At 68.1% G+C, this 13,077-nt stretch carries 10 protein-coding genes; all 10 read right to left on the bottom strand.

The window, feature by feature from the left end; all coding sequences use genetic code 11:
• A partial coding sequence (gene istA, locus EBE87_RS22870) for an IS21 family transposase (protein WP_120641306.1) occupies nucleotides 1-839 on the bottom strand: 839 nt, incomplete at its 3' end.
• Nucleotides 840-1,115: 276 nt separating this feature from the next.
• Nucleotides 1,116-3,182 carry a type VI secretion system Vgr family protein gene (locus tag EBE87_RS22860; RefSeq protein WP_122140147.1) on the bottom strand — a complete coding sequence of 689 codons (2,067 nt, stop codon included), beginning with the start codon at nucleotides 3,180-3,182 and terminating at the stop codon, nucleotides 1,116-1,118.
• Between the two features lie 23 nt (nucleotides 3,183-3,205).
• The gene (tssH, locus tag EBE87_RS22855; protein WP_122140146.1) at nucleotides 3,206-5,839 is read right to left on the bottom strand and encodes a type VI secretion system ATPase TssH; all 2,634 of its coding nucleotides are present in this window, start codon (nucleotides 5,837-5,839) and stop codon (nucleotides 3,206-3,208) included.
• Nucleotides 5,836-6,891, bottom strand: coding sequence for a type VI secretion system baseplate subunit TssG (gene tssG / locus EBE87_RS22850; protein WP_199726509.1), 1,056 nt, complete (start codon nucleotides 6,889-6,891; stop codon nucleotides 5,836-5,838). The genes tssH and tssG overlap by 4 nt, the downstream gene beginning before the upstream one ends.
• On the bottom strand, nucleotides 6,891-8,774 hold the full coding sequence (gene tssF / locus EBE87_RS22845) for a type VI secretion system baseplate subunit TssF (RefSeq protein ID WP_122140144.1): 1,884 nt from the start codon (nucleotides 8,772-8,774) through the stop codon (nucleotides 6,891-6,893). Before tssF ends, tssG begins: the two co-directional genes overlap by 1 nt.
• A complete protein-coding gene (tssE, locus tag EBE87_RS22840; RefSeq protein WP_122140143.1) occupies nucleotides 8,774-9,280 on the bottom strand; it encodes a type VI secretion system baseplate subunit TssE in 507 nt (168 codons plus the stop codon). Before tssE ends, tssF begins: the two co-directional genes overlap by 1 nt.
• A 64-nt stretch (nucleotides 9,281-9,344) precedes the next feature.
• On the bottom strand, nucleotides 9,345-9,878 hold the full coding sequence (locus EBE87_RS22835) for a type VI secretion system tube protein Hcp (RefSeq protein WP_122140142.1): 534 nt from the start codon (nucleotides 9,876-9,878) through the stop codon (nucleotides 9,345-9,347).
• A 42-nt stretch (nucleotides 9,879-9,920) separates the two neighbouring features.
• Entirely contained in the window at nucleotides 9,921-11,420 is a 1,500-nt protein-coding gene (tssC, locus tag EBE87_RS22830) for a type VI secretion system contractile sheath large subunit (protein WP_233560162.1), read from the bottom strand.
• Nucleotides 11,417-11,953, bottom strand: a complete 537-nt coding sequence (gene tssB, locus EBE87_RS22825) for a type VI secretion system contractile sheath small subunit (RefSeq protein WP_122140141.1) — start codon at nucleotides 11,951-11,953, stop codon at nucleotides 11,417-11,419. The genes tssC and tssB overlap by 4 nt, the downstream gene beginning before the upstream one ends.
• A 64-nt stretch (nucleotides 11,954-12,017) precedes the next feature.
• Nucleotides 12,018-12,983: a type VI secretion system protein TssA gene (tssA, locus tag EBE87_RS22820; RefSeq protein ID WP_122140140.1), complete on the bottom strand. Its 966-nt coding sequence runs from the start codon at nucleotides 12,981-12,983 to the stop codon at nucleotides 12,018-12,020.
• Nucleotides 12,984-13,077: the final 94 nt, after the last annotated feature.

Below are 13,077 nucleotides of genomic sequence, written 5' to 3'. Positions count from 1 at the left end.
CTCCAGCGCTCGATGCAGCGGGCCTCCAGCCACGCATTGAGGGCGGGCAGATCCGCGAACGGCGGCATGCCCTGCCAGATCTGCCGCCTGGCGTCCTGCACGTTTTTCTCGACCTGACCCTTCTCCCAGCCCGAGGCCGGGTTACAGAACGTCGCCTCGAACAGGTAGTGGCTGGCCATGGCCGCGAACCGCGCGTTGACCTGCCTCACCTTTCCTGTTCCAACGCGGTCGACCGCGGTTCTCATGTTGTCGAAGATGCCGCGCCGCGGCACGCCGCCCAGCACGCGGAATGCCTCGGCCAGGGCGTCGAACAGCATCTCGTGGGTTTGCAGCTTGTAGGCCCGGATGACGAAAGCCCGGCTGTGCGACAGCTTGGTATGCGCTGCCTGCAACTTGATCCGCTTGCCGCCCACCGTCGCCCAGTCCTCGCTCCAGTCGAACTGGAACGCCTCGCCAGGCTGGAAGGCCAAGGGCACGAACACCCCACGCCCGGTCGTCCGCTGCGCCGTCTCCCGTCTTGCCTGCCAGCGCCGGACAAAGGCAGCGACCCGCGCGTAGGAACCATCATAGCCCAGGGCAACCAGATCCGCGTGGATCTGCAGCACGGTGCGGCGCCCCTTACGCCCCTTGCCTGCCTCCACCCTCAGCCAGTCCGACAGCCTGTCGGCGAACGGGTCTAGGCGGCTCGGGCGCTCGGGAACCTTGAACTTCACTTCAACAGTGTTCGACCGCAGGTATTTGCGGATCGTGTTCCGCGACAGGCCTGTGCGCCTCTCAATCTCGCGGATCGGAATACGGTCCCGGTAATGCCACCGGCGGATCACGCTCAACAACTCCATGTCGATCACTCCGATCACCCCGACCGTTTGGCCGAGGAGGTGAACAGACACGGGTCATTTCTCAGCGAAAACTCTGACCATTCCCGGGTCAGGTCTCACCGAAAATCAACACTTCGCCACAAGGATGTCACCGCCAGCGAGTACCGCGCCGCGCGGGCACGGGCGTTCAGCGTCTGGTTCGAAGTCAGCGGGCTCGCCGCGCCGGCCTGGTCGCCCTTGATCCGGCTGCCCATCCGTCCGCGTCGCCGCGCCGAGGTCGGTAAGTTGACGATGCCGCTATGACTGGTCCCGAGCGGCCTCTTCTGCCTCCATGTCGCGGCGCACCTGTGCCTGCAGGGAGTTCGCCCTGAGGGCCATCAGGCTTGCTCTGACCAGTTGTGGCGGCATCGGTACCGGTACCGGGGAAACCAGCAAAGGACCCGATGACATCAACCGGATGTTTTGGCCATTCACGGTGATGCCCTCAGGCCCGATCAGGATGCACTGCTCGTCCTGGCCACTCATCACGCGCAGGGCGATGCCCCACGGAGTCACCTCGATGCGGCTGCCGAGCTTCGCGCCGGGGACAGGCGTGCTCTCGACCACGGCGATCTCACGCGCGGAGAGTGCAGCGCTGCGTCCGGCCGACAGGGCGAAGAGGCGGGTGACATCGGCGGTATGGTTGCGCTGTGCCCGCAGGTGCACGTTCTCTGCGCCCGCCCGGTCCTCGAAACGCAGCTCGTTATAGGTACCGGCGGTACCACCGCCGTCGGTACGGGTATGGAAGGTGGAGCGGGTGGCATGGTCGGGCAGGTTTTCGGGCGGCAGGTTGGCGCCGTTATAGACCGCACCCATGACCAACGGCCGGTCGAAGTCGCCATGGCGGAAGGCGACCACCACCTCCTGCCCCACGCGCGGTGTGACCAGGGCGCCAAAGCCCTTGCCCGCCCAGCTCTGCGCCACCCGGACCCAGCAGGAACTGTTCTCGTCCCGCCGGCCCTCACGGTCCCAGAAGAACTGCACCTTCACGCGGCCGAGGCGGTCGGTGGTGATGGTTTCGCCCGGCCGGCCCACCACAACCGCTGTCTGCGGCCCGCCGGCCACGGGGCGCGGCGTGCGCAGCGGCGGGCGGAACTGCGTCACCGTCGGCATGGCCTCGACAATGCTGCGATAGAGCCGCGGCTCGCCCTCGCTATCCTCTGGCACCTCGCCGAGATCGCCGAACACTTCGATCTCCGTAGCAATCGCGAGGAAGCGCTCGACGGGCGGCGGCGCCATGGCCTTGTCCGCGATGTCGAAAGGATTGGCGGCCTTGAACACCGAGCCGGTGGTGACCTGCCGGGCGCTGCCCTCGACATGCACGCGGTAGGCGCGGCAGGCGATCTCTTCCGCGCGGATGGCCGCGTAGAACTCGCCGTCACGCCGTTCCCGGTAGCGGCCGGGATAGGTGAAGACCTCGCTGGCCGACGCGCCGCCGCCCGGCAGGGTATCGGCTTCGGCGGTACCGGTGCGGCCGCCGCTACCCTGCCGGGGCGGCGTGGCCGAGATGCTGTTGAGCGTGGGGATGCCGCCGGTGGCGACCGGTGCGACAGGCCCGAGCGCCATGAGCTGCGCCGTCGGCTTCTCCTCGTCGTAATCGTCCAGCACCACCTTGGCAGGACCGAGAGTAGCGGTCTCCCGCCAATGCCAGAACACGTCGTCGAGGTAGCCGAAGGCCTTCAGGTTGAGGTGGGTTTCCACCGTATCGGGCCGGCTGTCCGGGTGGCTCGCCGCGTTGTCCATGAGCACGAGGTCGTGCTGCCCTTCCGTATGCTCGAAATAATAATAGATCCCGTCCTGCTCCAGCAGCCGGCTGACGAAGTCGAGATCCGTTTCATCGTACTGCACGCAGTATTCGCGCCGCGGCGGCCGGGCGGTGGTGCGGTTCTTGAAGCTGCCGCGGTGTTCCCCGAAGATCGCGGTGACAATGTCCAGGCTGGTCTTGTTCTGGAAGATCCGGCTATTGCGGCGGTTGGCCAGCAGCGCCAGCCAGGAGCTGATTTCAACGGCGTAATGCGGCCGCCGCGTCTCGTCCAGGCCGAGATATTCCAGCCGCGTGACGATGCCGTGCAGGAAGCGGGTGCCGTCCTGCAGCTTAAAGCCGGCCGTGATCTCCTGTCCGGGAACCCGGGCAAAGTTGCGGATCGGGTCACGGCTGGCGATCTTCGCCTCGTAGCGGAAGGGCTCGCCGAGGCGCTCGCGGCCTTTCAGCCAGCGCAGCTTGACATCGTTGAGCGCGAAGGCTGCGGAGGTGATCGCGGCGAAGCGGTTGTCCCGCAGCAGCGAGGTCACGGACGTCGTGTGTGGCGCATCGGCAATGGACATGGCTTCGTTCCGTGGCCGCCGGCTCAGGCCGCGGCGGCCGGCGCTTCGCCGGAACCGGACCTGCCGAAGTCATAGGTGAATTCGCCCTCCCGCACGTCAAGCCGCACGGCGCCCGGTGTGCGGCCGCTGCCCTGGTGCAGCAGGATGTGCCGGCTGATCGTGGGCAGCACCGTGCCGGTCAGGATGGCGTCGATCATCCGCCCGCCGCTGTCCACATGCCGGGCACGGTTGGCGATCAGCGCGACCACCGCATCGCTGAAGGAGAAGGGCAGCTCATGCGCCTGCATCATTCGCGCGGCTACGCGGTCGAGTTGCAGCCGCACGATCCACTCCAGCATGGCATCGCTGAGCGGAACATAAGGCAGCACCACCATGCGCCCCAGCAATGCCGGCGGGAAAACCCGGCGCAACGGCTGGTGCAGCGCGGCTTCCAGCGCCGCCGCATCGGGTCCTGCCGGACCGGCGCTCTCCGCCTCCCGCCGGCACAGGCGGGTGATCTCCTCGCTGCCCAGATTCGAGGTCAGCAGGATCAGTGTGTTACGGAAGTCGATGCGCAGGCCCTCGCCATCCTCCATCACGCCCTTGTCGAAGACCTGAAAGAACAGCTTGTGGACGTCCGGATGCGCCTTCTCGACCTCGTCGAGCAGGATCACCGCATGCGGGCGCCGGCGCACCGCCTCGGTCAGCACGCCGCCCTGCCCGTGCCCGACATAGCCGGGTGGCGCGCCTTTCAGCGAGGACACGGTATGCGCTTCCTGGAACTCGCTCATGTTGATGGTGATCAGGTTGCTCTCCCCGCCCAACAGCACCTCGGCCAGTGCCAGCGCCGTCTCGGTCTTGCCAACGCCGGACGGGCCGCAGAGCAGAAACACGCCGATCGGCTTGGCCGGATCCTCCAGCCCCGCCCGGCTGGTCTGCACCCGCCGCGCGATGGCCTCCAGCGCCTGATCCTGGCCGACCACGCGGGTGGCCAGCGTGGCGGAGAGGGAGAGCAGGGTTTCCGCCTCATCCTTCAGCAGCCGGCCGACGGGAATGCCGGTCCAGTCCTGCACGATGGCGGCGACGGCATGGTGGTCCACCCGGTCTAGCACCAGGGGCGGCGTGGCGGCCGTGCCGATCCGGGTCGGCGCCTCTCCCCCCTGGCCCGCCCGCAGGGCAGCGCGGGCCGCGCGCAATTGCGCCACCTGCTCCAGGTCCTGCCGCCAGCGCGATTCCAGTTCCGCCACCTCGGCACGCGCCGCGGTGCTCGCCGCCTCCACCTCTGTGCGGCGCTGGCGGCGGCCGGCGCCCTCCGGGGCCTCGCGTGCCAGGATCTCACCTTCCAGCAACAGTGCCTCCAGCCGCTGCTGCGCGTGCGCCAGCGGGTCGGGGCGGGCGTGCTGGCTGGTAGCCACGCGGGCACAGGCGGTGTCCAGCAGGCTCAGCGCCTTGTCCGGCAATTGCCGGGCGGGGATGTAGCGGCGGGACAGGCTGACGGCGGCCTCCACCGCCTCGTCGAGGATTTCCACCCCGTGGTGGCGCTCCAGGGTCGCCGCCATGCGCCGCATCATGGTCACGGCCAAGGCGTCGTCCGGCTCAGCCACGCGAATGGGCTGGAAGCGGCGGCCGAGGGCTGGGTCCTTCTCGATGTGGCGCTTGTATTCCGCCCAGGTGGTGGCGCCGATGGTGCGCAGCGCGCCGCGCGCCAGGGCGGGTTTCAGCAGGTTGGCGGCATCGCCCGTGCCTTCATGCCCACCGGCGCCCACCAGCATGTGGATCTCGTCCATGAACAGGATCACCGGGCGCGGCGCCGCCTGCACCGCCTCCATCAGGTCGCGCAGCCGCTGCTCAAACTCGCCCTTCACCCCGGCGCCGGCCTGCAACAGGCTGATGTCGAGCGCCAGCAGCGCGACATCGCGCAGCGGCGGCGGCACCTCGCCGGCGGCGATCTTCAGCGCCAGCCCCTCGACGATGGCCGTCTTGCCGACGCCGGCCTCGCCGGTCAGCACCGGATTGTTCTGCCGCCGCCGCATCAGCACGTCGATTAGCCGGCGCATCTCCGCATCCCGGCCGATCACCGGGTCGAGCCGGCCGGCGCGGGCGCTCTCCGTCAGGTCCACCGTGTAGCGGGCCAGCACCGCCGCATGCGCGCCGCCGGCATGGGGCGCGGCCGCCGGCGCGGCGGGATCCGCCGGTTCCTCCTCGACCGAAGCCTGCGTGATGCGGCCGAATGCATCATGCAGCAGCTCCGGCCGCAGCTTGCCGAACTCGGCCGAGATACCGAGCAAGACATGCGACAGCGCCCGGCTGGACAGGCAGGCCTCCAGCAGATGGCCGGAGCGGATCTGCCCCGCCCCATGTGCCAGGCTGGCGGCAAGCCAGGCCTCCTGGGCCGCATCCTCCACATGCGCGGAGAAGTCGGACACAACGGTGGCCCCGCGCGGCAGCCCGTCCAGCGCGCGGGTGACGTCGCGGCCCAGGCGCCCCGCATCCAGCCCGCTGTCGGCGAGGATGCGGCGGATATCAGAATCCGGTAGCGCGAGAAGCTGATGCAGCCAGTGAACCAGTTCTACATAGGCGTGGCCGCGCAGCTTGCAGAAGGCGGTCGCCGTTTCCAGCGCGCGGTAGCAGGTGGGGTTGAGCTTGCCAAAAAGGCTCTGGCGGCTGATGCCCGTCATGGGGTGCTCCAGGATGTGTTTGCTCGCGCGTTCCCGGCGTGAGGAGGCGTTTCCGGCGGTGTGGTCACGAGGTCATCGGCATGCCCGGGCGCGCGCCGCCGCCCCAGCCACCCGGTCCAGCCGAGGCGCCCCGCGCGGCCCAGTTGCAGCGGCGGTACCTCGTCCCGGTGCAGCACCAGGTTCGCTTCCCAGGCCAGTTCGTCGCCGAGATAGTTGCGGCTGATCTGCCCCAGCAGGAACAGGCCTGGCGCACCCGGCAGCAGGCGTTCATAGGCGGCGAGGCTGAGCGGACCGGCGACCACCCGGAAGCGGTGGTGATGCACCTTCAGCCGCACCCCAGCCATGGCCGTGCTGCCCAGCCGGCCATTCTCCGGATTGCGGCCGAGCTGGCAGAGCGCCTCCTGCGGCAGGCGGATCCATTGCGGCGCGAATTCCCGGATGCGGACCGGGGCGGAAAAGAAGTCGCCGAGGATGGCTTCCAGCCCCTCGGCGTTGCGGGCATGGGCGGCGAGGCGGCCGGTGAAGTGCAGCTTGGCCAGATCGGGCATCCCGTCCCGCCCGCGCAGCGAAGCCATGCCGAAGCCGGCCAGCGCGCCGAGCTGGGTGGCGAAGCGATCCTCCCCCGGGCGGTCATGGCTCACCGTCGGCTCGCTTTCCGCCCAGGCGCGGAAGAACAGGGAAGCCATGCGATGGTGAAACATGTCGGCGAAGCGTGCCAGCGTGGGGTCGCCGGCATGGTGCATCCGGGAGAAGGCATATTCGGTCAGATGCATGGGCAGCGGACCATTTGGTCCGAACATGCCAAAACCGTAGCTCAGCAGCCGCGCGGGGCCGTCCGGCTCCGCCAGTTCAAGCGCGGCAATGGCGCGCGGGGCGAAGGCCATCGCCGGTTGCTGTCCGATGCGAACGGCATCCTGCGCCGGGTGCGCCGACTCGCCAAGCCGCGGCCGGTCCGGACATTGCGCATCGATGCGGCGGAGCACCTGGAACAGGTCAAAGGCCTCCGGCTCCGCCGCCAGCGCCTCAAACAGGGCCTGGACGCCGCCCGCCATCAGACGATTGCCCGCAGGCCGGTCATCATGGGCCAGCGACGGATCTCGCCACGCTGCAGGCTCGCCATGACCGTCTCGGTGAAGGAATTGATCGAAACATATTTCGCGAAGAGATGGCTGAGCACGGAGCCGAGCGGAAAAACCCCGAGGCCCTCGAATGCCGCCTCGTCGAAGGTTACCGTGATCTCGATGCCACGCGCCACCGCGCTCTGCCCGCGCCCCGGAAGACGCCGGACCACCGCGCGGGAGCGGATGGCGCGGATGCCGTCGATCTGCCGCAGCGCCGTGACATCCTCCGGGCTGACATACAGGCGGAGCAGTTCCCGCAGAGCCTCGGCGCCTTGCGCCTCCTCCTCATCCGATCCTGTGATCGAGAGGTAGTTCAGGGACAGGTGGCTGATAAGCTTCCAGCCGATATCCCCCTGGGCGGGGGAAGGAAGCGGCCGGCTCGGCACGCCGACGCAGCGGATTGCGGCAACCGGCGCGCCGCTGTCCAGGGTGAAATCCGTCTCCTCACGGCCTGGCTGCAGCAGCAGCGGCAGGTCGCGGTTGGAGCAGAGGCAGCGGATGGCCAGCTGCCGGATCGTATCCGCAAAGGGCGCCGCCGCGGCATCCACCAGCGAGACGAAGACCTCGCTGCCGACATAGCTGGTCCGGGCGCCGTTGAGGCGCTGCTGTTCCGAAAGGATCCGCTGTTCGCGCCGCAGCGTGTAGTAGCTCCGGTGTCCGCCACGCTGGCCATGTTCGCGGAGGTTGTAGAAGGGCCGGAACTCCACCGGCTCCGCGTTCTCGCCCTCGCCGATACCCTGCATGTCGAGGATCGAGTGCAGTTCCAGGTCCAGGCCGCGCAGCCGGTCCACCACCACGTGGTGCTCGTGGTGCCGATCGCTGAGCTGGACCCGGTCGGCCTGCCGCTCGAACAGGTTGATCGCGGGGGTGGCGAACAGGGCGAAACTCTGCGTGCCCAGTTGCCGCTCCAGGCGCGGCTCCGCGCGGCGAAGCGCGAAAATGATCTCCATCTCGCTGCCCGTGGCATGGGCCACGGCATCCGCCAGCCCGCCCAGCTCGACGAAGAGGCTGCGCTGCGGCAGCGCGAAATATTCCTGCAGCAGGCGGTAGCCATCGAAAGAGCGCGGCACCCGCGGCAGCAGCGCAGCCTCGGGCTCCAGCCCGACCTGCCGCAGCGCCGTGGGCGCGATGTTCTCCTGCCAGGCGAAGGGCCGCTCCGCCGGGCGCGCCACGATGCCGATGCAGTCGGTTAACAACTGCTCGGCCGTGGCCGCGCCGATGCCGCCTGCGCCGAGGCAATGCAGGGTCAGCGCCCGCAAGGCCAGGCGGTCAAAGCCGAGGCCGTTCGTGGTGCGCAGGCGGATGCGCAGCGCCGCGCGCACCGGCCCGCCCGGCAGGCCCAGGGCGGAGACCTGACCCGACGCGGCATAGTAATCCACGTCACTGATGGTCACAGGCCAGATCCGGACATCCTGCGCGGTGCGGAACTCGCAATGCGTGACCGCGCCGGGCGCGAGCTGGCTGAACAGGCGGGTGCCGCGCGGGATCAGGAAGCCCTTGTCCAGTCGCCCGGCCTGCGGGTCCGGCTCGAAGCGCAGGATGGCCATGGATGGCACCGGCGCCAGGAAATGCGGATAAACCTGTTCCAGCATGTGCTGCGTGAAGGCGGGAAAGCGCGCCTGCAGCTTGTGCTGCACCCGCGCCGCCATGAAGGCGAAGGCTTCAATCAGCCGCTCCACATAGGGGTCTGCGACCTCGTCGCCCTCCATGCCCAGGCGGCCAGCGATCTTCGGGAAGGCCCGGGCGAACTCGGCGCCCATGTCCCGCATATAGGCCAGCTCGTCATTGTAGAGGCGCAGGAATCGCTGGTCCATCAGGCGCTCTCCGGCCGCGCCTCGACCACGCGGATCGCGTCCAGCTCCCGGTCCAGCTCGGTGCGCATCACCATCCGCAGCGGCATCGGCTCCGCCCAGAGATCCGCCTCGATGCGGAACCGCAGGGAGCCCGAGAGCCGCCCGTCATCCAACACCTCGACCCGCAGCCCGCCCGGCAGCAGCCTCGGCTCGAAGCGGCGCAGGCTGGTTATGATCCTCTGCCGCAGCAGGTCGGTGTCCACACCTTCCTTGCTGTGGCCATGCAAGGTGGCGATACCGTAGTTCAGCGTGCTGGCGGCGACATGGGGATAGTCGCGCAGGTCCACCGTTGCCGCCAGGTGGCTGGCATTGAGCAGCCAGGTCACGTCCCGCAGAATGGCCGCCTTCAGGCGCTGGATCGAGAAGACACGCTCGTCCCGCCCATCCGCCGCGTGTTGCGGGTGCAGGTCGGTGAGGCGATCAAGCAGCGAGGGCTGCACCAGATCCTGCTTCGACATCGGGTTCATCGGCATGTTCCAGTCAGCGGAGCGGGGGACGGGCCGCCGCAGCACGGCGGCCCGCCGGCGGGCATCACGCCGTCAGTTTGTTGAAGTCCGTGCTGTTGGCGACCTGGTTCCAGATTCCCTCGCCCGCCTTGGTCATCGTTCCCTTGACGTCCTGGCGGAGGTAGATGACCTTGCAGGCGCCGAAGCGGAAGGTCACCGTCTCCTCCGGCATCGGGTCGCTGAAGGACCACTCCACCTTCTCGACCGCCATCATGTTGAAGGACCAGTGCAGGAACAGGTTGGAGGCCGCCGTGTTCTCGCCGGCGCCGCTGGCGCGGAACAGCTTCAAATCCACACCGCTGAAGTGGCAGCCACGGCCACAGGCGACATAGAGGGATGGTGAAGCGGTGTCGACCTTCTTCTTGATGGTGAGAACCTCGAACTCGGCCTTGCCAGCGCCGGCACCGCCGGAATGCGGGCCAATATGGAGCTTGTTCTCCAGTGAGAAGCTCCACTCATCCGCGAGGGTGATTCCGTCCGTAATGATGACGGATTCACCCTTGGGCCAGACGTTGTCCTTGGATGCCGCGGTGAAATGAAGAATTGCGTCGAATGCCATGGAAGGCTCCTTGTCTGATTGGAATGCGGAACAGCCGGCTGCTCAGCCTTGCCGGCCGGAGGGCAGACGGGAGACAAGCCGCAACGACACGGACAGCCCTTCGAGCTGGTAGTGCGGCCGCAGGGAGAAACGAGCGTTGTAGTATCCGGGGTTGTCCTCCACCTCCTCCACCTTCACCTCCGCCGAGACCAGCGGCTGCTGCGCCTTGCTTTCCTCGCTGCCGAGTTCAGGGGAAGGATGCACGTAGTTCTGGATCCAGAGGTTGAGCCATTCCTCAACCTCGGCGCGCTCCTTGAAGCTGCCGATCTTGTCCCGGACCATGCACTTCAGGAAGTGCGCGAAACGGCAGGTGGCGAAGATATAGGGCAGTCGCGCGCTCAGCTCGGCATTCGCCGTGGCACTGGGGTCGGTGTACTTGGCGGGTTTGCTGACGGTCTGCGCACCGATGAACACCGCCATGTCGGTGTTCTTGCGGTGCAGCAGCGGCAGCAGCCCGTTCTTCGACAGCTCCGCCTCGCGGCGGTCGCTGATCGCGATTTCGGTCGGGCATTTCAGGTCGATGCCGCCATCGTCGCTGGGGAAGGTATGCACCGGCAGCCCTTCGACCACACCGCCGGACTCGACGCCGCGGATACGCGACAGCCAGCCATACTGCTTGAAGGAGCGGGTGATGTTGACACCCATGGCATAGGCGGCGTTGGTCCAGAGATACTTGCTGCTATCGGCGCCGTCCGCGTCCTCCTCGAAGGCGAAGGCGTCCACCGGGTTGGTGGTCGCGCCATAGGGCAGGCGGCCCAGGGTGCGCGGCATGGCCAGGGCGACGTAGCGGGCATTCTCGCTCTCGCGAAAGGAACGCCACGCCGCATGCTCGGGGGTGCTGAAGATCTTGGTGATGTCGCGCGGGTTCGCCAGTTCCTGCCAGCGATCCATCCGCAGCAGGTGCGGAGAGGCCGCCGAGATGAAGGGAGCATGACTGGCCGCGGCGATCTGCGCCAGGGCGCCCAGCAGTTCCACATCCGGGAAGGTGTGGTCGAAGGCATAGTCGCCGATCAGGCAGCCGTAGGGCTCGCCACCGATCTGCCCGTATTCTTCCTCGTAGATCTTCTTGAACAGCGGGCTCTGGTCCCAGGCGACGCCCTTGTACTTGCGTAGTGTTCGCGACAGCTCCTTCTTGGAGATTGACAGGGCGCGGATCTTCAGCGTCTCGTCGGTTTCCGTGTTGAACACGAGGTGGTGCAGGCCGCGCCAGGCGGATTCCAGCGCCTGGAATTCCTCTTGGTGGATGATCTGGTTGATCTGCGCCGTCAGCTTACTGTCGATGGCGGCAATCAGCGATTGAATGGTCGCGACGGCATCCTCGCCGATCAGCGCCGTGTCGTGCAGCGCCTGCTGCGCCAGCGTGCGCACGGCACGCTCCACCGCAGTCTGGGCCTGTTCGGAACGCGGGCGGAACTCACGCCGCAGCAGGCTGGAAAAGTCGTCGGGTGCGGTCGTGACCTCACGCGCCGTGGAGGTCAGGCCGCTGGTCGAGGCCTGGCTCACGAGCCTTCCTCCTCTTCGACAGGGCGGCCCGCCGGCTCTTCCTCCTGCGCCCCTTGCCCCAGGGCGCTCAGCAGGGCCGGATCGTTCAGCAGCCGGGCCAGCAGTTCCTCAGCGCCCGCCTTACCGTCCATGTAGGTCAGCAGGTTGGCCAGCTGCGTTCGGGCTTCCAGCAACTGCGCCAGGCTGTCTACCTTGCGGGCCACCGCGGCCGGCGAGAAATCCTCCATGCTCTCAAAGGTCAGGTCTACCGGCAGGTAGCCTTCCCCGGTCAGGGTATTGGGCACACGCATGGCGACACGCGGCTTCAACGACCGCATGCGGGCGTCGAAATTGTCGATGTCGATCTCCAGCATCTTGCGGTCCGCGACGGGCGGCAGCGGCGCTGCCGGATTGCCGGCCAGATCCGCCATGACTCCCACAACAAAGGGAAGCTGGACCTTCTTCTCAGAGCCGTAGAGCTCGACGTCGTATTCGATCTGCACGCGGGGCGCGCGGTTACGCGCGATGAATTTCTGGCTGCTGGAACTGCTCATTCCGGCCGTCCTTTCGCGATATGCGCGCCGGTGCGGCGCATGCTGGGGGTGATGTCCGGCGCCGTCACGGCGTCTCCGCCACACCGGCGATGCTGCGGACCTGCGCAACGCCCTCGGGTGCCAGGTCCTGCAGCAAGCTCATGAAATCCTTCGCCACCAGGCGCCGCGCACGCTCCAACAGCAGCGGCACCGGACTGGCGGGCTCGTGCACCGCGTACCAGCGGCAGATGCGGTCGATGGTGCCGATCACATCCTCGCGGCTGCGGATGTCGCCACCCGCCGGCAGGGCAGCCGGCGGTGCGGCGGGTTCAGCTGCCACGGCCTCGGGCAGGACCGGGCGCTGTGAGTCCAGCAGGTCCTGCACCTGGCCTAGCAGGCCGGCCAGCGGCTCCAGCCGGGTCGCCTCGCTTGCCACCACCTTCGCGCGGACGGCATTGTCCAGCGTGATGGTCAGCAGGCGGCAGGACCGCACATGCTCGCCGGCATCCCGCAGCACCTGTGGGTCAGTGTCCTGGAAGGCGCGCACCAGGTCCGCTGTGCCGGCGTCGTTGCGCTGCGCCTCGGTCCAATCGCGGAAGGCGACGGTGCCAAACAGGCGCGAGCGGGCCAGCGGCACGCGGCGGATATCCGCCAGAAGCCCGCCCGTGTCGCACAGGTTCGCCAGGGCATTCACGCGCGCCGTCTGATCCTCGATCTCGTCAGGCTCGGGGCGCGGGTGCACGGCATCCCAGTGCTGCGTAACGTAGCCCAGCAGCAGTTCCAGCCCCTCACGCAGCCCGGCGAAGCCCGCGCGGTTGAGTGCCGCCCGGGCCAGCAGCACGCCGATCCGCAGATCCTGGCTGCGCAGCGCCAGCTCCCGCCCGATCCGTGCCACCTCGTTCCAGTCGGGCGGCTCGGGCATATCGGGTGTGCCGCCGCCCTGCGCAGCGATCTCCAGCGCCAGGAACTGCAGGTCGTAGTCGAGCGCTTCCCCGCAGGGGTCCCCCTCGGCGGCGGGCATCAGCAACTGTTCCGTGTCCAACTCGCTCATCACGCCAGATCCCTGGTCCGCCACCGGCCCGCCGGTCTCGATGCGGAACAGGGTGGCCGGATCGCCGCCATCCGCCCAATGCGCCGTTGATATG

The sequence above is a fragment of the Teichococcus wenyumeiae genome, from assembly GCF_003696345.1.
GTDB classification, from domain to species: Bacteria; Pseudomonadota; Alphaproteobacteria; order Acetobacterales; family Acetobacteraceae; genus Pseudoroseomonas; species Pseudoroseomonas wenyumeiae.
Note: the sequence above shows the minus strand (reverse complement) of the source record. Positions and strands in the feature narration are given on the sequence as shown.

Coding starts and splice junctions, on each gene's coding strand:
- tssE (WP_122140143.1), bottom strand. CDS start 9,280: ATGAACCCGATGTCGAAGCAGGATCTGGTGCAGCCCTCGCTGCTTGAT.
- tssG (WP_199726509.1), bottom strand. CDS start 6,891: ATGGCGGGCGGCGTCCAGGCCCTGTTTGAGGCGCTGGCGGCGGAGCCG.
- EBE87_RS22860 (WP_122140147.1), bottom strand. CDS start 3,182: ATGTCCATTGCCGATGCGCCACACACGACGTCCGTGACCTCGCTGCTG.
- tssF (WP_122140144.1), bottom strand. CDS start 8,774: ATGGACCAGCGATTCCTGCGCCTCTACAATGACGAGCTGGCCTATATG.
- tssA (WP_122140140.1), bottom strand. CDS start 12,983: ATGAGCGAGTTGGACACGGAACAGTTGCTGATGCCCGCCGCCGAGGGG.
- tssB (WP_122140141.1), bottom strand. CDS start 11,953: ATGAGCAGTTCCAGCAGCCAGAAATTCATCGCGCGTAACCGCGCGCCC.
- tssH (WP_122140146.1), bottom strand. CDS start 5,839: ATGACGGGCATCAGCCGCCAGAGCCTTTTTGGCAAGCTCAACCCCACC.
- EBE87_RS22835 (WP_122140142.1), bottom strand. CDS start 9,878: ATGGCATTCGACGCAATTCTTCATTTCACCGCGGCATCCAAGGACAAC.